Origin of the sequence: Duodenibacillus massiliensis, from assembly GCF_900128485.1 — a bacterium.
GTDB lineage: Bacteria > Pseudomonadota > Gammaproteobacteria > Burkholderiales > Burkholderiaceae_F > Duodenibacillus > Duodenibacillus massiliensis.
The window spans coordinates 191,813-211,229 of the sequence record NZ_LT635860.1; the positions used below are offsets into that span (position 1 = coordinate 191,813).

Sequence of the window (19,417 nt, forward strand, 5' to 3'; positions counted from 1 at the left end):
TTGATACTTGAAGAGGTTACCCCGTGAAGCTCTGCGGATTTGAAACGGGCGGCCGGCGCCCCTTTTTCCTCATTGCCGGTCCCTGCGTGATTGAAAGCGAAGCGATGGTGATGGAAATCGCCGGGTTTATGAAGGAGGTCACCGGCAGGCTCGGTATTCCCTACATCTTTAAGGCCAGTTTTGACAAGGCTAACCGTACCTCCGACACGAGTTTCCGCGGTCCGGGGATGGCCGAGGGGCTGAGGATTCTTGCGCAAGTGCGCGAAAAAATCGGTGTGCCGGTTTTAACCGACGTTCACACCGAAGCCGAAGTTCCGGAAGTGGCCGACGTCGTTGACGTCCTGCAGACGCCGGCCTTTCTTTGCCGGCAGACGGACTTTATCCGCGCCTGCGCCAAAAGCGGAAAACCCGTAAACATCAAAAAGGGGCAGTTTCTCGCGCCCCACGATATGGTAAACGTTGTCGCCAAGGCCCGTCATGCGGCTGAGGAAGCGGGCCTGGATCCCGACCGCTTCTGCGTGTGCGAGCGCGGTGCGAGTTTCGGTTACGGTAATCTCGTAAGCGACATGCGAAGCCTTGCGATCATGCGCGAAACCAAGGCCCCCGTCGTTTTTGACGCCACGCACTCGGTGCAGCTTCCGGGCGGCAACGGCACGTGTTCGGGCGGTGACCGTCGCTTTGTGCCGGTGCTTGCGCGCGCCGCGGTTGCGGTGGGCGTGGACGGCCTGTTTATGGAAACGCATCCGGATCCGGCGTGCGCCAAAAGCGACGGCCCCAACGCCGTGCCGCTCGCGAAAATGCCGGCCCTTTTGGAAAGCCTCACGGCCATTGACAAAATAGTGAAGGCCAAGCCCTTCCTCGAAGAAAACTTTTAACCTGATCTAGTAAGGATTCGTCTTTATGAGTTCTATTATCGATATCGTTGCCCGCGAAATTCTTGACAGCCGCGGCAATCCCACCGTTGAGTGTGATGTGTACCTTGAAAGCGGCACGATGGCCCGCGCGGCGGTTCCGTCCGGAGCCTCCACCGGCATCCGCGAAGCGATTGAACTGCGCGACGGCGACAAGAAGCGCTACGGCGGCAAGGGTGTGTTAAAGGCCGTTGAGAACGTGAACGGCGAAATCGCCGACGCCATTCTCGGCAGTGAAGCTAGCGATCATGCCTTTATCGACCGCACGATGATTGAACTTGACGGTACGGAAAACAAGGGCCGTCTCGGCGCCAACGCCATTCTCGCGGTTTCGATGGCCGTGGCGCGGGCCGCAGCCGAGGAGTCGGGGCTTCCGCTTTTCCGCTACTTCGGCGGCATGGGTGCTGTTCAGATGCCGGTACCGATGATGAACGTCATTAACGGCGGCGCGCACGCCAACAACAACCTCGACCTGCAGGAATTCATGATCATTCCGGTGGGGGCTCCGAGCTTTAAGGAGGCGCTCCGCTACGGCGCGGAAACCTTCCACACCTTAAAGAAAATCATCAACAGCCGCGGCATGAGTACGGCCGTGGGCGATGAAGGCGGCTTTGCCCCGAAGTGCGAAAGCCACGAGGAAGCGATCGAACTCATCCTTGAAGCGGTGAAGCAAGCTGGTTTTGAGCCGGGCAAGGACATCATGATCGGCCTTGACTGCGCCTCGAGCGAATTCTTCGATAACGGCAAGTACGTGATGAAAAAGAGCGGCGGCAAGGCAATGACCGCCGAAGAATGGGCCGGCGTGCTCGAAGGTTGGGTCAATAAGTACCCGATCATCAGCATCGAAGACGGTATGGCCGAAGGCGACTGGGAAGGCTGGAAGATGCTCACCGAGAAGCTTGGCGACCGTGTGCAGCTTGTGGGTGATGATCTTTTTGTCACCAACCCCAAGATTCTGAAGGAAGGGATCGAAAAGGGTGTTGCCAATTCGATCCTCATTAAGGTGAACCAGATCGGTACGCTCACCGAAACCTTTGAAGCGATTGAAATGGCAAAGCGCGCGGGCTATACCGCCGTCGTCTCGCACCGTTCGGGCGAAACCGAAGACAGCACGATTGCCGACATCGCCGTGGGGCTTAATGCCGGTCAGATCAAGACGGGCAGTATGTCGCGCTCTGACCGTATGGCCAAGTACAATCAGCTCCTTCGTATCGAAGAGCGCTTGGGCGACTGCGCGGTCTACCCGGGTAAAAGCGCTTTTTACTGCATTAAGAAGTAACTGACGGACTGATACTTTCACCGTGTCGTTGCGGCATTTGATTTACCTCCTTGTCTTTATCCTCGCGGTCGCGATTCAGTGGCCGCTCTGGTTCGGCAAGGGGGGCGTATTAAGAATGCAGGCTCTGGAGGCGGAGCTCGCAAGTGTGCGCGCCGCCAACGACCGGTTGCGTGCCGAAAACGATGCAGCTGCCGCCGAAATCGAGTCACTCGAAAGCGGCAGCGGCGCCGTAAGCGAGCGCGCCCGCATGCGTTTGGGTATGATTCGTAGCGATGAAGTACTTTTCCGGCTGGTTCCGAAGGGAAAAACCGCGGCTCCCGTGCCCGAAATTCCCGAGAAGCCGACCGGAAAACAACAGATTTTCTCCCCCAAGCGTTCGGATCTATATGTTCCAGGCTCGATTGAAGACGGGCAAGAGGCTCAGCAAAAAAGCCGCACCCCCTAGATCACGGCCGGCGATGTGAAGCATTCGGGCGAGAAGGACTGACTCTTAAAAAGGACTATAAGAAAATGACGGAGGTTATTCAGCAGCTCACCGTTTTTCTGGAAGGCGGTCAGAACATCGTGATTCCGTTTAACGCGGAAAAACCTGAAATCCTCAATCCCCAAATCGAAACCTTTCTGAAGGCTCTGAGCGAAAAGGATAAGAAGGACGGCAACTTCCTCTTCCAGGGCGCCCGCGTTGTGCTGATTCGCCTCAAGGACGTCTCCGCCTGTGACGTTGTGAGCCTCATCCGCAAGGAGGAAGCCCCCGCCAAGGCGACGAAGGCCGCGAAGGCTGCCGCGAAGTAATTTTGCATCAAGGGCTGGACAATCACGTATCCGGCCGCAGACGCCGCAAAACCTGTGGGTTTCTTAAGAGACCCCGTTGTGTTTTGCGGCGTTTTTGTAACTTGAAACTCACCGGGACCGTCCCCAAATACGAGCAATCATTGATCGGCGCAATGCGTTTGCGCCCGTTTGTTTTTCGGAGACACATTCACCATGGCAGCACAGTTGCACGGTTTTCAGACCGAAGTCGCAAAACTACTTGATCTTCTCGCCAATTCGCTTTACTCCAATAAAGAAGTCTTTCTGAGGGAACTCATTTCCAACGCCTCGGACGCCTTGGATAAGCTGCACTTTCTGTCGCTTACCGACCAAAAGCTTCTGGGCGACGATCCGATCCTCAGAATCCGCGTGAAGGCCGATAAGGATGCGGGAACGCTGACGATTTCCGATAACGGCATCGGCATGACGGTGGAAGAGGCGCAGGAACACTTGGGCACCATCGCCAAGTCCGGTACCGATGAATTCTTTAAGTCGCTCTCCGGCGACGCCGCCAAGGACTCGCAGTTGATCGGGCGCTTTGGCGTCGGCTTTTATTCGGCCTTTATTGTCGCCGATAAAGTAACGGTTTACTCGCGCTCGGCAAAGGCTGCTCAAAACGAAGGCGTCTGCTGGGAAAGTGAAGGCTTGGGCACCTATACGGCTGAAAGAATTGACCGCAAGGAGCGCGGCACAGACATAGTGCTGCATCTGAAGGCGGATGCGCAGAAGTTTTTGGATGCCTGGGTTCTGGAAACAGCGATCACGAAGTATTCGGATCACATCGCCGTACCTGTTTATCTCTGGAAGGAAAAGACGGCTGAAACCCCGAAAGAAGGGGAAAAGCCTGCGGCACCGGTATTTGAGTGGGTGCAGGTTAACGACGCCAAGGCCCTCTGGACGATCAACCCGCGCGACGTAAAGGACGAGCAGTACAAGGAGTTTTATAGGCACCTGACGCACGCCTACGACGATCCTTTGGTCTGGAGCCACAACAAGGTCGAAGGGGAGCTTGAGTACACGTCGCTTCTTTACATTCCGACGGAAGCCCCGTGGGACCTCTTTAACCGTGATGCCGAGCACGGGCTCAAACTTTTTGTGCAGCGCGTCTTCATCATGGATGAAGCCGAGCAGTTCCTGCCGCACTACCTGCGCTTTGTGCGCGGGCTTGTGGACACGAACGACCTTCCCCTCAACGTTTCGCGTGAAATGCTGCAGGAAACGGCCGTGACGCAGAAATTGAAGAAAGCGCTCACGCACCGCGTGCTCACAATGCTTGAAAAGCTTGCCAAGGACGATCCCGCGAAGTACGCCGCCTTCTGGAAGACGTTCGGGCGCGTTCTGAAGGAAGGCCCCGTTGAGGATCCCGCCAACCGCGGCACGCTCATGAAGCTCATGCGCTTTGCCTCAACGAAGGCCGGCACGGGCAGTGAGGACGTGAGTTTGGCCGACTACGTTGCCCGTATGCCCAAGGGTCAGGACAAGATTTATTACCTCGTGGCCACCAGCCGGCAGACGGCGGAGACGTCGCCCTACCTTGAAGAGCTTAAGAAAAAAGGCATCGAAGTGCTTCTCATGTGGGAGCGGATCGACGAGTGGCTCATGGGGAACCTCTTTGAGTACGAGGGCAAGGCCTTTGTCTCGGTGACAAGCTCAGACCTCGAACTCGGGGAACTCGCTGACAAAAAGGACGAGGCCAAGGAAAAAGAAGCGGCTGAAAAAGCCAAACCCCTGGTTGAACGCTTTAAGAAGGCCCTCGGTAACAAGGTCGTTGACGTGCGCGCCGCAACGCGCCTCACAGATTCCCCGAGCTGCGTGGTGGCTGAAAACGGGGCGTTTATTTCGGCTCAGATGCGCCGCATGTTTGAGGCGGCGGGCCAGCCCGTGCCGCAGGCCCGCTACATTTTGGAAGTGAACGTCAATCATCCTCTGGTGCAGAAGGCGGCGGCCGGTGACGACGCGGCGTTTGAGCGCTGGGCCAAGGTGATCCTTGATCAGGCGGTTTTGGCCGAGCAGGGGACGCTTGCTGATCCCAACGGCTTTATCCGTGAGATGAATGCGCTGCTTGCCTCTTAACAGCAGTACGCTTTAACCCAACGCGCGGGCCCGGACTTTCGATAAACGAAACCGGGCCCGTTTCGTTTCTGCCTGTTAAGCTTCGTGCCGTACTTTTTCAAAGATCAGGCACTATGACAGGGGTAGCGGCTTTTTTAAACACCAATGCGGTTTTTCTCGTCGGGATTCTTGCGGCGCTGCTGGTGCTCGTCATTGTCCTTGCGGGCTTTATTCTCGCGGGGCAGGCGCGGGAAAAGCGCGGGCGCGAAGCCTTTGAAGAGACTTTTATCGCCGCGCTTGAGCGCCGCACGCACGAGACGGCGGCAGGGCTTACCGTGCAGGTTAACGGCGTGAGAAGTGATGTGCTTGCGTCCTGCGAGCGCATGAATGACGCCCAAAACCGCACGGCACAGTTTTTGTCTGATACCCTCGCAAGAAGCCAGGCCTTTGCCGCTGAGCGTGACAGAAGTCTGCAGACGGAACTGAGGCAAACCCTTGAGGGCCTTACGCGCACCCAAAACGAGGGGCTCTCGGCAGTGGCCCGGTCCATGAGCACCTTTCAGGAAGAAGCAAGACGCGAGGCGCGGACGCTTAACGACACCAACGCCCGTGCGCTTGAAGCGATGCGCGCGACGGTCGAGGAGAAACTGCAGGAGACGCTCGCAACGCGCCTTACCGCAAGCTTTAAGACCGTGGAAGATCAGCTCTCCGCCGTACACCGTGGTTTGGGCGAAATGCGCGAGATGGCAAGTAACGTTGAGGGGTTAAGGCGGGTACTCACCAACGTCAAAACCCGGGGCACGTTCGGTGAAGTGCAACTCGGAATGATTCTTGAGGAACTCTTAACGCCCGAGCAGTATACGGTCAACGTCGCAACGCGCCCGAAAAGTTCTGAGCGCGTGGAATTTGCCGTGAAGCTTCCCGGAAGAACAACCGGTGAAACCGTGTGGCTGCCGATTGACGCGAAGTTTCCTCTGGAAGACTATGAGCGGCTCACGCAGGCAACGGAAGACGGGGACGCAGCTGCGGCGGAAGCGGCCCGCAAGGCGCTTTATAACCGGATACTGCTTGAAGCCCGAAAGATTCATGAGAAGTACGTGGAGGTCCCGTATACGACGGAATTTGCGGTGCTTTACCTCCCGGCTGAGAGTCTCTGGGCTGAGGTTTTGAAGTGCCCGGGGCTCATGGAGCGGATTCAGCGGGAAGTGCGGGTGACGGTCGCAGGCCCCACGGTTTTGGCGGCACTTATCAACAGCCTGCAGATGGGTTTCAGGACCTTGGCCGTCGAAGAAAAAAGTGCGGAAGTCTGGCGGCTTCTGGCAGTCGTTAAAACCGAATTTGAGCGCTTTAATGAGGCGGTTGCCAAAGTGGAAAAACGCATTGAAGGCGTCACGGGCGACCTTACCAAACTCAGAACCCGCACCAACGTCATGAACCGCCGGCTCAGGGATTTAAACGCGGGAGAGGCTGATGCGGCCGCTTTGCCGGAAAGTGAGGCAAAGGACGTGTCCGACACGGTTCATGACGATGATCTCGACGGTAGGGACAACTATTAGGTGCTTTTGCGCGGGCTTTGTCAAAGTTTTTGCCCGAAAAAGCAGTACTTTCCTGAGTTAAAATCAAATGTTTGCGGTTCTTTCCGGTTGTTCTCTGAAGAAGACGGCCGGGACCGCACGGGCGCAATCTTTTTCTTGACGGACAGACGGTAATTTTTATGGCCAAGGCAACAGACGGCAAAAACGTGACGACAGAACTTTTCCCGGAAGAAAAGGTGAAGGACGCGGCTCCTGATGCGACCGAGGAGGGCAAGGAAACGCCGGAGGCTGATCAGGCTTCCGAAACTTCTGATGCAGCGCCTCAGGATGGTGAAGCCGGCGAAAGCGAGGCTCCCGCTGAGAAAAAGAATCTGCTGCCTGCGGCGCTTGCAGGCGACCTGCCGCCTAAAGAAACCGATGCAGATGAATTGACGCTTGCGCACTACGCGGCACGCGCCTATCTCGAGTACGCCCTGTCGGTTGTGAAAAGCCGTGCTCTGCCCGACGTTGTTGACGGCATGAAGCCCGTGCAGCGCCGTATTCTTTACGCGATGCAGCGGCTGCACTTAACCGCCTCGGACCGCTTTTCAAAAAGCGCCCGCGTGGTGGGCGATGTGATCGGTAAATACCATCCCCACGGCGATCAGGCGGCCTATGACGCGATGGTGCGAATGGCGCAGCCTTTCTCGATGCGCTATCCCCTCGTTGACGGTAAGGGCAATTTCGGCAGTCGCGACGGGGACGGGCCGGCTGCCATGCGTTACACCGAAGTGAGGCTTCAGAAAGCGGCGTCGCTGCTTTTGGACGAAATCGACAGCGAGGACGTGGAGTTTCTTTCCAACTACGACGGCACCTTGAAGGAACCGGCGGTGCTGCCGGCAAAGCTTCCGCTGCTGCTGTTAAACGGCGCAAGCGGCATCGCCGTGGGTATGGCAACGGAAATTCCGCCGCACAACCTCACGGAGGTCGCAGACGCCGTATTGCTTCTTTTAGCGCACCCCGATGCGACGTTAGACGACATTTTGGAAAAGATTCCGGCGCCGGACTTCCCGGGGGGCGGTCAGATCATCACGTCGCCCGCGGAAATCCGCGCAGCTTATGCATCGGGTCGAGGGAGCTTTCGCGTGCGGGCGCGCTACCACTTTGAAGACCTGCAGCGCGGGCAGTGGCAGCTTGTGATTGATGAACTGCCGCCGGCGGCAAGCGCCGAAGGCGTGCTCTCGGAAATCGAGGAAATCACCAATCCCAAACCCAAAGCCGGCAAAAAAGCGCTCACAGCCGATCAGCAGCAGACAAAGAGCGCGATGCTCGCGGTTCTGGAGCGCGTCAGAAACGAATGCAGCAAAGACGAGCCCGTGCGGCTCGTGTTTGAACCGAAGACCTCGCGCATTGACCGTGATCTCTTTGTGAATACCTTGCTTGCGCAGACGTCGCTTGAATCCAACGCCCCGATTAACCTCGTGATGATCGGAACCGACGGGCGTCCCGCGCAAAAGGGCCTGAGAACAGTGCTCTCGGAATGGGTGAACGCCCGCATGGGGATTGTGCGCGCCCGCACGGACGCAAGGCTTAAAAAGGTGCTTGCGCGGCTTCACATCCTTCAGGGTCGCGTCATCTGCTGCGACAACATCGAGCGCGTGATTGAAATCATCCGGTTTGAAGAAAAGCCGGCTGAGGTGCTTGCGAAGGAATTTAAGCTTTCTGAGGAACAGGTTGCCGACATCCTTGACCTGCGCTTAAGACAGATCGCAAACCTCGAGTACGAGCGCATCCTCAAAGAAATCAAGACGCTTGAAGCCGAGAAGGCCGAACTCGAGAAAATTCTGGGCGACGAAAAGGTTCTGAAACGCCTGATTGCCAAGGAAACCAAGGAAGCCGTGAAGGCCTTCGGGGACGAGCGCAGAACGCTTGTTGAAGCCGCCAAAAAAGCGGTGGTCGAGCAGGTGGTCACCAACGACCCTGTGACGGTGGTGATTTCCCAGAAGGGCTTTGTGCGCTCGCGCACCGGCCACGGGCATGATGCGTCCCTCATGAACTTCAAGGTGGGCGACGACCTCTTGGTCTCCTTGGAATGCATGACGACCGATACGCTTGTTGCGGTTGCTTCCGACGGCCGCACGTATTCGACGCCGGTGGCGCAATTGCCCGGAGCCCGCGGTGACGGCCTGCCGCTCACAAGTTTCTTTGATATTGACGCAAAGACCGAGATTGTGGGGTACCTTGCCGGTAAAGGCGAAGAGGGTGTTGTCTTTGCGACCGACAACGGTTTTGGGCTGAAGTGCCGTCTGTCAGATCTCTTTGCGCGCGTGAGAAGCGGCAAAGCCTTTATGAGGCCCGATGAGGGCGCCAAGCTGCTTGTGCCGCAGGTGATCGGTAAAGAGACGCCGTACCTCGCGTGCCTTTCCGGTGAAGGCCGGCTTCTCGTGTTTGACCTCTCGGAATTAAGGGAACTCCGTGGCGGCGGCAAGGGTGTGATCCTCATGGACCTTAACCCCGGTGAAAAGCTGCTCGCCGTGCTGACCGCAGGCGACACAGGCTGCATCGTAAGCGGCAAGGGCCGCAGCACGGTGCGTCAGAAGACACTGGTGAAGGCCGACTGGCAGCAGCAGTTCGGGCACAGGGCGCGTAAGGGCCGGCCGCTTCCGATCCGCTTTGCCGCGCAGATGCTCTCTGCCATCCCGACCCAAGCCGCCGGCGGCGGGGAGGCCGCCGCGCAGGAAGAAGAGCCTGAACCCACACTTTTCTAAACGGTATAAGAGATGGAGTCACTTTATCCCAAGCGCGTCAAAGGGTTGTTTCGGTCGCTTTCGCTGCGCCTTCTGGCGCTCACCATGCTTTGGGTGTCCTTTATCAGTATGTGCCTCGGATACACCGTGGTGCTGGGCTGGCAGATGGAAGCGAGTTCCACCGTCATCAACCGGGTGGAAAGCATGAAGACCGGGGTGTATCAGGTGAACGCTGCCGTCAACGACACCGCGTCTGATGCCCTTTATCAGAGCGCCGTGCGCCGTTTTGCCGAGGATCTCGAGAAAATGGAGCAGGGCGACGAGTGGCTTAATTCCGCGATTTGGCGCGATGAGGCCGTCACCGGCCGTGTGGTGCGCATTAACCGCGAATGGATCGGCACGGTACTCCCGCTTTTTACCGATGCGCATTTAAACGGAACGGCAGTTGACCCCAAGCGCCTCACGACGATTCTCACGGAGCTCACGCAGCTGCAGCAGTATCTGGAAAAAAGCCGCACGGTACTGATGAGCTACCAGCGGTGGATTCAGCTTGCGATCATTGTGCTTGCGGTGGGAAGTCTCTTTGTGATCATGGCCCTGCTACTGCGCTGGGTGATCCGTCCCACGGAAGCCCTGCGGCGCGGGATTGAAAGCGTCACGAGGGGAAATCTTTCCACGCGGGTGAACCCGGAACCCACAAGCGAAGAGTTTGAGCGTATCGGCCAGGGCTTTAACGCGATGGCCGGGCGCCTTGAAGACCTCGTGGAAAACCTTGAAGGCAAGGTCACCGAAAAAACGCAGGCTGTTGAAGAAAAAAACCGCAATCTTGCGCAGCTTTATGAGTTGTCTTCTTACCTCGGGCGTCAGCACAGCGTGGATGAGATCTGCGAAGGCTTTACGGCGCGGCTAATGCACTTCACGAATGCCTCGGGCTGCGCGGTCTTTTTGCTGAACGAAAAGACAAAGACCCTGGAACTTGCGGCCGGCAGCGGCCTGCCGGAAGCGCTTTTTTCCCGGTGGGCGGCGAAGCCTCTGCCTCTCGTGCAGCTTAAAAACGCGATGGAGGCGGACCTGCCGCTTCGCGTGACGCCCGAGACGCCGGCTGATTTTCTGACGTCTCTGCGGGAGACCGAAGGCACGAGTCCGCGAATCCGCACGACCTACGTTTTCCATATCCGAAGCGGCACCAAAAACCTCGGGATTTTTCTCTTGTGCTACGACGAAACGAAGCAGCTGGCGGCACAAAACTACCGGCTCTATGAGAGTTTCGGTTCGCACCTTGGGGTTGCCATTGACAATATCCGCCTCATTGCCCGCGACCAGCAGTACGCGGTCGTGCAGGAGCGCACGCTCATGGCGCAGGGGCTGCACGATTCGATCGCTCAGTCTTTGTCGTTTTTAAACATTCAGGTGCAGTTACTTGAAAGCGGCCTTAAAAACGACGATAAGGCGCTTGTGAACGACACCGTCGCACAGATCCGCACCGGCGTGCAGGAGTGCTACGAAGACGTCCGTGAGCTGTTGCTGAACTTCCGCGAGCGGCTTCATAAGGAAAGCTTTGCCGCAGCAATTGCGACCGCGATTGAACGCTTTGAGATTCAGACCAAACTCAAGGCCCAGATTATCTCGGAAGGCAAGGAACCGAACCTCACCGACAAGCAGCAGCTGCAGGTGATTTTCATCATGCAGGAAGCTTTGGCCAACGTGCGCAAGCACTCGCACGCCACGGACGTGAGAATCGTCATCGACAGCCGCGCTGACTTTACGCTGACCGTCATGGATAATGGCTGCGGCATTGATATGGAACTCTTAAAGCAGCGCGGCAAACGCCACGTCGGCATGAACATCATGCGCGAGCGCGCGGAAAAGATCGGTGCGAGCGTGGCAATCGGCCCGGTGGACGCTTCGGTCTTCCCGCACGGCACGGCCGTACGGCTTTCGATTCCCGCAGCCCTTTTCCGCGAGGTGCATTAAGTTATGCGCTTTGCTGTGATCCTGCCGCTATTGGCGCTCTTTGTCTTTTTTCGGGCGGTGTGGCCCGTGACGGTAAGCCTCAGGTGGCGCGTGTTCTGGGCCGTTCTTTTGGCAGCGGGTGCCCTTTTCCCGAGTGTTGTGGTTGTAGTCGGGGGCTCCATGGTGGCGCCGGTGTTGCCGGAAGCTGTGATGGTCATCGGGGACTACCTCGAACTCACGGTGGTCTGCGCGGCGGCGTTGACCGCTTTGCGCGAAGTCGTCTCGCTTTTTCTTCGCATTGCGCCGGGGCTTCCCTTTAATCGGCTGGCAAAAATTAAGTCCCTTGCGGCCGTGATTGCCGCCGTGGCTGTTTTTGCCACTGCCTGGGGCGAATGGCGGGCGCTTGCCGCGCCCGAAGTCGTGCGGGTGGAGATTGCCGTTGACGGGTTGCCGGGAGCGTTGGACGGCTTCTCGGTTGCACAGGTTTCTGACCTTCACGTGAGTTCGCTGATTACCGGAAAGCGCCTTGAAAAGGCTGTGGCGGCGGTGAATGCTCTTAAGCCCGACCTTATTGCGCTCACCGGAGATTTTGCGGACGGTACGGCCGCGCACCTGGCGCCTGTGATGCAGGCTTTAAAGGATCTTCGGGCTCCCTACGGTGTGTGGGGCGTTGACGGCAATCATGAGCACTACACGGATTACGCGGGGTGGCGGGAACTTTTCCCCAAACTCGGCGTAAGGATGCTTTGGAATGCTCACGGCGTTATAGATGTAAAGGGGACGCCTTTGGTGGTCGCAGGGCTCACAGACCCCATGGCCGCGCGTTTCGGCCGGGAACTGCCGAACCTTGAGAAAGCGCTTTTCGGTTCGCCCGACGCAACGGTTTTGCTGCTTGCGCACCAGCCCAAGCTCGCCTTTAAGGTCGCGGGCCGTGGCGTTGACCTGCAGCTTAGCGGCCACACGCACGGCGGGCAGGCGCCCGGCATTGCGTTTGTGACGGAGCGCCTTAACGCGGGGCTTTTGAAAGGCCTCTACAACATCCCGGCAGCCGAAACGGGTGCCGGAAATCTCAGGCTCTACATTAATCAGGGCACCTACCTCTGGAACGGTTTTCCTTTGCGAATCGGCACCACGGGTGAGGTGACTTTAATTACACTCAAGAAATCGTCCTGAGGACTTATATCCGGAGACAGACCATGGCCAAAAAGACGGAAGACAAAGAAAAGCACCTCACTGAGGAAATCGACCGCGTGGCCGTGATTGATGCCAAAGACGACGGCGCCCAAGCCGTTAAACGCCTCTTAAAGAGCCTCGCGGGGGCGGGGTTCGCCGCTGAGCCCGCGACACTCGCAGAGACAATCACCGCGCGCTTTCCGCCTGAGACGCGCGATAAGGTCCTGCATGACCTCATTGCGCGGGAGGCTGCCAAACGGTTTGAAGAAACGGGCAAAGTTCTCGAGCACATGAACGATCTGGTCCCTCAAGCCGCTGAAGGCGCTTATCCCTATGCGAACGGCTACGACAACGACCTTTACGAAGAAGAGCTCTACGGGCTTCAGATTGAGCTTCTGAAACTGCAGAAGGACGTGAAGGAAAAGGGCAAGAAGGTAATCATCCTTTTTGAGGGCCGTGACGCCGCAGGTAAGGGAGGCACCATTCAGCGCTTCGTGGAAAACATGAATCCGCGCGGCGCGCGCATCGTGGCTCTGGCTAAACCCACGGACGCCGAAAAGGGACAGTGGTTCTTTCAGCGGTACGTCAATCAACTCCCGAGCCCCGGGGAAATCGTCTTTTTTGACCGCTCCTGGTACAACCGGGCCGTGGTGGAACCCGTCATGGGCTTTTGCACCAAGGAGCAGACCGAGCTCTTTTTACGGGAAGTTCTGAACTTTGAAAAGAGCCTCGTCGATAACGGCATCCAGCTTTTTAAGTTTTGGCTTGATGTGGGCCGTAAGGAACAGAAGCGCCGGTTTAAGCAGCGCAAGATCGATCCGCTGCGCCGCTGGAAGCTTTCGCCCGTGGATTTGGCGTCGCTTGACAAGTGGGACGAATACACCGCCGCAATTGAACGAATGTTCCGCACGACGGAAGCGCCTTACGCACCCTGGACCATTATCCGCAGTGATGATAAGCGCCGTGCACGGCTTAACGCCATCCGCGTGGTGTTAAATGACTCGGACTACGGTGAAAAGCGCACGGACTTTGTCGAGCGCATCGACGGGCGGATTGTGCTTTCGGTGCCGGAGTATCTGAGGCTTAAAGCATAAGACGAGGGCAGGTAGCGAGAACGGAAATCCGCCCGGTGCCGGCTTTGCTTGCGGTATTCCCAAAAGGCTTCCTTCCGGAGAAGTCAGAGCGCCTTTGAAATTCTAACTTTCAATGCTTTGCTGGAAACTGCCTTTGATTTTTAAGGAAATTATCGCTCGGCCGCATCGTCTACAATGTACCCGCTCCGCAACTTTCACTGCGGTTGTCTCAGGGGCCGGCAGGACCAAGAGGTCTGAAGGCTCCTCCCATCTATGACGTCACTGACAAACATCGCCGTTTTGGGCGCTACCGGTTCGATCGGCCGCAGCGCGCTTGAAGTTATCTCCCGCTATCAGGAGCGCTACCGAGTGTTTGCGCTTACTGCAGGGTCCAACGTGGAAAAGCTCGCGCAGCTTGCAAGCGTTTGGCGTCCCTATATCGTCGCAATTGCCGATGAATCTCGCTATAAGGCCCTTGTTGAGGAGATGCGCAAACTCGGCATCACCGGCGTGAGCGTGGCGGCGGGCGCTGACGCGATCAGCGATATTGCCGCGATGCAGGATGTGGACGTCGTGGTGCAGGCCGTGGTGGGTGCCGCGGGCGTTGCGCCGAGCTTTGCGGCGGCCAAGGCAGGAAAGCGCCTTTTACTTGCCAACAAAGAAAGCGTGGTGTGCGGAGGGGAGCTTCTCATGCAGACCGTGCGTGAGAATAAGGCGCTCCTTTTGCCTGTTGACAGTGAACACAATGCGGTAGCGCAGTGCCTGGCATCGGCTGACGACGAGGCCAAACGTGACGCCGTCATTTGGCTTACCTGCTCAGGGGGCCCCTTTCACCATCAGAAGTCCCTGGACCTCTCGGAGGTGACCCCGGAAATGGCCTTGGCTCACCCCACATGGCACATGGGCGCCAAAATTTCCATTGACTCGGCAACCCTCATGAATAAGGGGCTTGAAGTCATTGAAGCGCATCACTTGTTCGGGGTCCCTGCGGAGCGTATCCGCACCGTCATCCATCCGCAGTCGGTGATTCACTCGATGGTGCAGTACGGGGACGGTGCGGTCCTCGCGCAGATGGGGCCCGCGGACATGTGTATGCCCATTGCCTGGTGTCTGGGGTATCCGGAGCGCTTGGACGGCGGCGTGGACCGCCTCGACTTCACAAAAGTGAGTGCCCTGACGTTTGAAGAGCCCGACACCGAGCGCTTCCCGCAGCTTTCCTACGCCTATGAGGCACTTAACATGGGCGGGATTTCCTCGATCGTGTTAAATGCCGCCAACGAAGTGGGGGTAAGGGCGTTTCTGGACGGCAGAATCCGTTTCACCGACATTGCCAAACTCTGCTCGGTGATGATGAGCAAGTTCCAGGGTGAGGCGCCCGCGTCGCTCGAAGAAATTTTGGCTGCCGACAAAGAAGCCCGGCAGAGAGCTCAGCGCTGGGTCGCTCAGAAATCACGCTGATACCCAACAATCTGCAACCGCCATCTATTAAGACGGGAACATGCTCGGAATCATTGGTTTTGTCCTCACGGTAGGGATCATTGTCGTCATTCACGAATGGGGACACTACATTGTCGCCCGCATGGCGGGCGTAAAAATCCTCGCGTTTTCATTTGGCTTCGGTAAGGTTCTTTTAAAGAGACCCGATAAGCGCGGCTGCGAATGGCGGCTTTCGATGTGGCCCCTGGGGGGCTACGTCAAGATGCTTGATACGGCCGAAAAAGAGGACCTTTTAAAAGAAGGGAAGACTTTTTCGGAAGCCGACTGGGCCAATGCCTTTGACCGCAAGTCCGTCTGGCGCCGCTTTGCCGTGGTGTTTGCGGGCCCCGCGATGAACCTCATCCTGGCGGCGTTGATTTATGCCGCTTTGGCAATGCTCGGGACGTATGAACCGTCCGGGAAGATGGGCGTGCCCCCTGCCGGAACCCAGGCGTATGAATTGCGGATTGACGCCGGTGATTCGGTTACCCGGGTCGCAGACGTTTCGGTTAAGACCCGCAACGCCGTGCGGATGGAATTTTTAAACCACATGGGCGAAGCCGACGTTCCCGCAACGGTGACGACCGAAGGGGGCGTGCCGCGCACCGTGCGTTTTGACCTCTCCGCCTTTCACGGTGACGGCCAGACCGATCCTCTGGAGTACCTGGGCCTTATGCCCTATACGCAGGCCGTCGTAGTGGCTGAAGTCATAAAGGGCGGGGCAGCGGAGGCTGCGGGACTTGCCCGCGGCGATACGGTTCTGACGCTTGACGGAAAACCGGTCACGGGCGTGCAGTCAATGATTACGGCCATCCGCGCAAAGACCGGAAAAACGCTGGAGATGCGGGTTACAAACCCCGAAGGTGTTGAGCGCACCGTCGTCACCGAAGTGCGCCCCGAGAACGTAAACGGTCAGACGATCGGCCGCATCGGCGCGAGCCTTGGCTCCGTCGGGGACTTTGTCTTTGAACACGCGGGGCCGGTTGACGCTTTGGGCATCGGGGGCGTGAAGGTCTGGGACACGATCCGGCTTACCGTGAATTCCGTCGCCGGGATGCTTTCCGGAAACGTCAGCGTCAAAAGCATTTCCGGACCCGTTGCAATCGGGGATATGGCCGGGCAAACCCTTCAATACGGGTTTGTGCCGTATGTGCTTTTCCTGGCGCTCATCTCAATCAGCATCGGTGTTTTAAATCTCCTGCCGGTGCCGGTTCTCGACGGCGGACACCTCATGTTTTATTTGTATGAAATGGTGACGGGCCGCAAACCCGCGCCGCAGGTTGCCGAGTGGGGGCAGAAAATCGGTGTTTTTCTGCTTCTTTTGCTGATGGTTTTGGCTGTGGGTAATGACATAACGCGCCTCTTCGGGCTAAACTGACGCAGTTTCTGTGCCCGATAAGCCGTGCCACACGGTTTGCGGGCGCTTCTCCCGGCGTTTTTTCACGACAACGCCGGGCCTTGTTCCATTGAATAAAGAACATAAATGACGGAAAAGTTTTTCTTGCGCAGTGCCGCCGTTGCCGTGCTCGCGGCATTTGCTGTGTCTGCGGCCGCACAGGTGTTTACCATCCGCGACATCCGCGTTGAAGGGATTCAGCGAACCGAACCGGGTACGGTGTTTTCCCATCTGCCGTTTCGGGTGGGCGATGAATACACGCCGGAACGCGGTACCGAAGCCATTCATTCGCTTTACGGCTCCGGACTTTTCCGTGACGTCTCGGTGGGTGCCGACGGCGACGTGATCGTGATCCGCATCACCGAGCGCCCGGCTGTCGCCACCATTGAAACAAGCGGCATCAAGGCCTTTGATAAGGACGGCGTGGAAAAAAGCCTCCGTGACGTGGGCCTGGCTGAAGGCCGCATCTTTGACCAGTCCGTGCTTGACCGGGCCGATCAGGAAATGCGCCGTCAGTACCTCTCCAAGGGCTACTACGGCGTGCAGGTGAACACCACCACGACACCGTTGCCCCGCAACCGCGTGCGCGTCACGATGAATGTGGACGAGGGAAGCGCAAGTTCCATTAAGCAGATCCGTTTCGTCGGGAACAACTTGTTTGATGCCGATGAACTCATGGACCTGATGCAGCTCAGTGAACACAAGTGGTCGAGCTGGTACACGCGGCGCGACCTCTATTCCCGCGAAAAGCTCGCAGCCGACCTTGAAACCCTCAGAAGCTTTTATCTGAACCAGGGTTACCTCGACTTTAAGATCGACAGCGTGCAGGTGTCGGTCGCGCCCAACAAGGCTGACGTCTTTATCACCATCAACATGACCGAGGGTGAGAAGTACACCGTGAGCGGCGTGAAGCTTGCGGGCGATATGCTGGGCCTGGAAAAAGAAATTGAGCCGCTTTTGACTTTTGAAACGGGTGAGACCTACAACGCCGAGAAGGTCAACAACATCAGCCAGGCGATTGTGGACAAGTTCTCGACGCTCGGCTACGCCTTCTGTACGGCCACACCCAACCCGGTGGCAAACGCTGAAAAAGACACCGTCGAAATCGTCTATACGATCGACCCGGGGCGCCGTGCCTACGTGCGCCACGTCAACATCACCGGCAACACCCGCACGCGTGACGACGTGATCCGCCGTGAAGTGCGTCAGTATGAATCGGCCTGGTTTGACAGCGACAAAGTAAAGCTTTCCCGCGACCGCATCGACCGTCTCGGCTACTTCGATTCGGTGACCGCCGAACCCAAGCCCGTGCAGGGCACGCGCGATCAGGTGGACCTTGACATTGCCGTGAAAGAACGTCCCACGGGTTCGATTTCTCTCGGTGCCGGTTACTCCACCAGCGACGGCATCATCTTGTCCGCGGGCTTTGCCCAGGACAACGTCTTCGGTTCCGGTAAGTCGACCTCCATTGAGGTGAATACTTCAAAGAGCCAGAGAACGTACGCCTTCAGCCTCACGGAACCCTACATCACGCCCGAAGGGATCAGCCGCAACTGGGATATCTACGACCGGCGTGTTGACCTCGATGAGCTCGATGTCTCCAACGTTGCCTACGAAACGATCGGCGCGGGCATCAGCTTTGGTGTTCCTGTGACCGAACTTGACCGCATCTTCGTCGGTACCCGCTGGGAAATGACGAAGGTTGATTTAAGAGGCGGCACGGACCCGTCGCCTCCGCGCTACTGGGACTATGTGGATCAGTACGGCGATAAGCCGCAGTCACTGCTTCTGACTTTAGGTTGGTCGCGCGACAGCCGAGACAATGTATTGGCCCCCACGCGCGGACGCTATCAGCGCTTTAACGCGGAAGTGTCGTTGCCGGCCCTCGATACGCAGTACTACCGCGCGACCTATCAGATCACGCAGTACCTGCCGATCACGAACTTCTGGACGCTGGGCCTCAACATGCAGGCCGGTTACGGCGACAGCTACGGCAACAAGCGCTATCCGTTCTTTAAGAACTTCTACGCAGGCGGCATCGGCTCGGTGCGAGGCTACGAAAGCTCAAGCCTGGGTCCGAAGGACACGAACGGTGACAACCTGGGCGGCAACCAGCAGCTTGTTTTCTCCGCGGAACTCCTGATGCCGCTGCCGGGGGCCGACAAGACCCTGCGCGGATTGATGTTCTTGGACGGCGGCAACGTCTGGGGCTACAGCGGAAGCGGCGAAACGAACTTTGCTCTGGATGACCTCCGTTACTCCTGGGGCTTTGGTATTGCCTGGATTTCGCCCCTGGGGCCCCTGAAGTTCTCGCTTGCCTTCCCGATCAACAAGAAGGACGGCGACAACACGCAGCGCTTCCAGTTCCAGATCGGTACGGGCTTCTAAGAGTTTCTTCTGTCCGGGCGCACAAACTGCGTCCGGACAAGTTCTTAAACAACCGGCCTGGTTTGAGCCAGTCTCAGACGGGTTACAATCCGGCCTATCAGTTTTCTGACACGCATTACACAGGTTTGACTCATGTTTAAAAAGGGTTTGATCGCAGCGGCAGCCGCCGCGTTTCTCGCAACCGGCGCCATGGCCGCTGACTTCAAGGTGGGGGTGGTGAATCCCGGAAAGATCCTTGCGGAATCGGCGCCCGCCGTTGCCGCGCAGAATAAGCTCAAGAGCTACTTCAAGAGCCGCGAAGACGAATTAAACCGCCGCGTGCGCGCCTTTAAGGATAAGGCGGGCAAGTATGAAAAAGACAGCGCCGTGATGACTGAGAGCGAACGCTTAAGCAAGCGCCGTGACCTCGCCGAAGAAGAACGCGAAATCACCCGCATGCAGCGCGCGCTTCTTGAAGAGCGCAACCAGCGCGCTCAGGAAGAAAGCCAGATTATTCTCTCGCGCGCCAACCGCATCATTCAGGATCTCGCCAAGAGCCAGAAGTACGACCTGATTGTTCAGGAAGCTGTCTGGGCGAGCCCCAAGGTTGACCTCACCGACGAAGTCATCAAGCGCCTCAACAAACCGGCAAAGTAATTCTCGAGC

14 protein-coding genes are annotated in these 19,417 nt (G+C 57.6%); all 14 read left to right on the top strand.

Going from position 1 to position 19,417, the window contains the following annotated elements; translation table 11 throughout:
* Nucleotides 1-23: 23 nt before the first annotated feature.
* Complete coding sequence (kdsA, locus tag BQ7486_RS06440) at nucleotides 24-875, top strand: 3-deoxy-8-phosphooctulonate synthase (protein WP_074009402.1); 852 nt, start codon at nucleotides 24-26, stop codon at nucleotides 873-875.
* 25 nt (nucleotides 876-900) lie between these two features.
* Entirely contained in the window at nucleotides 901-2,190 is a 1,290-nt protein-coding gene (gene eno / locus BQ7486_RS06445) for a phosphopyruvate hydratase (RefSeq protein WP_074009403.1), read from the top strand.
* Between the two features lie 22 nt (nucleotides 2,191-2,212).
* A complete protein-coding gene (locus BQ7486_RS06450) occupies nucleotides 2,213-2,635 on the top strand; it encodes a septum formation initiator family protein (protein ID WP_022373069.1) in 423 nt (140 codons plus the stop codon).
* 65 nt (nucleotides 2,636-2,700) lie between these two features.
* A complete protein-coding gene (locus BQ7486_RS06455; protein WP_074009405.1) occupies nucleotides 2,701-2,982 on the top strand; it encodes a hypothetical protein in 282 nt (93 codons plus the stop codon).
* Between the two features lie 192 nt (nucleotides 2,983-3,174).
* Complete coding sequence (gene htpG / locus BQ7486_RS06460) at nucleotides 3,175-5,073, top strand: molecular chaperone HtpG (protein ID WP_074009406.1); 1,899 nt, start codon at nucleotides 3,175-3,177, stop codon at nucleotides 5,071-5,073.
* A 113-nt stretch (nucleotides 5,074-5,186) separates the two neighbouring features.
* Nucleotides 5,187-6,608 (top strand): DNA recombination protein RmuC, encoded by a 1,422-nt coding sequence (locus tag BQ7486_RS06465; protein ID WP_074009407.1) that lies wholly within the window; start codon nucleotides 5,187-5,189, stop codon nucleotides 6,606-6,608.
* 158 nt (nucleotides 6,609-6,766) lie between these two features.
* Nucleotides 6,767-9,334, top strand: a complete 2,568-nt coding sequence (gene parC, locus BQ7486_RS06470) for a DNA topoisomerase IV subunit A (RefSeq protein WP_084765738.1) — start codon at nucleotides 6,767-6,769, stop codon at nucleotides 9,332-9,334.
* 12 nt (nucleotides 9,335-9,346) lie between these two features.
* A complete protein-coding gene (locus tag BQ7486_RS06475) occupies nucleotides 9,347-11,287 on the top strand; it encodes a histidine kinase (protein ID WP_074009408.1) in 1,941 nt (646 codons plus the stop codon).
* 3 nt (nucleotides 11,288-11,290) lie between these two features.
* Nucleotides 11,291-12,439, top strand: a complete 1,149-nt coding sequence (locus BQ7486_RS06480) for a metallophosphoesterase (RefSeq protein ID WP_074009409.1) — start codon at nucleotides 11,291-11,293, stop codon at nucleotides 12,437-12,439.
* Between the two features lie 23 nt (nucleotides 12,440-12,462).
* Nucleotides 12,463-13,533, top strand: a complete 1,071-nt coding sequence (ppk2, locus tag BQ7486_RS06485) for a polyphosphate kinase 2 (RefSeq protein WP_074009410.1) — start codon at nucleotides 12,463-12,465, stop codon at nucleotides 13,531-13,533.
* Between the two features lie 261 nt (nucleotides 13,534-13,794).
* Nucleotides 13,795-14,970, top strand: coding sequence for a 1-deoxy-D-xylulose-5-phosphate reductoisomerase (locus tag BQ7486_RS06490; RefSeq protein WP_084765794.1), 1,176 nt, complete (start codon nucleotides 13,795-13,797; stop codon nucleotides 14,968-14,970).
* A gap of 40 nt (nucleotides 14,971-15,010) precedes the next feature.
* Nucleotides 15,011-16,366 (top strand): RIP metalloprotease RseP, encoded by a 1,356-nt coding sequence (gene rseP, locus BQ7486_RS06495; RefSeq protein ID WP_074009411.1) that lies wholly within the window; start codon nucleotides 15,011-15,013, stop codon nucleotides 16,364-16,366.
* Nucleotides 16,367-16,471: 105 nt separating this feature from the next.
* Nucleotides 16,472-18,772 (top strand): outer membrane protein assembly factor BamA, encoded by a 2,301-nt coding sequence (gene bamA, locus BQ7486_RS06500; RefSeq protein ID WP_084765741.1) that lies wholly within the window; start codon nucleotides 16,472-16,474, stop codon nucleotides 18,770-18,772.
* A gap of 132 nt (nucleotides 18,773-18,904) precedes the next feature.
* A complete protein-coding gene (locus BQ7486_RS06505; RefSeq protein ID WP_022372320.1) occupies nucleotides 18,905-19,408 on the top strand; it encodes an OmpH/Skp family outer membrane protein in 504 nt (167 codons plus the stop codon).
* Nucleotides 19,409-19,417 lie beyond the last annotated feature (9 nt).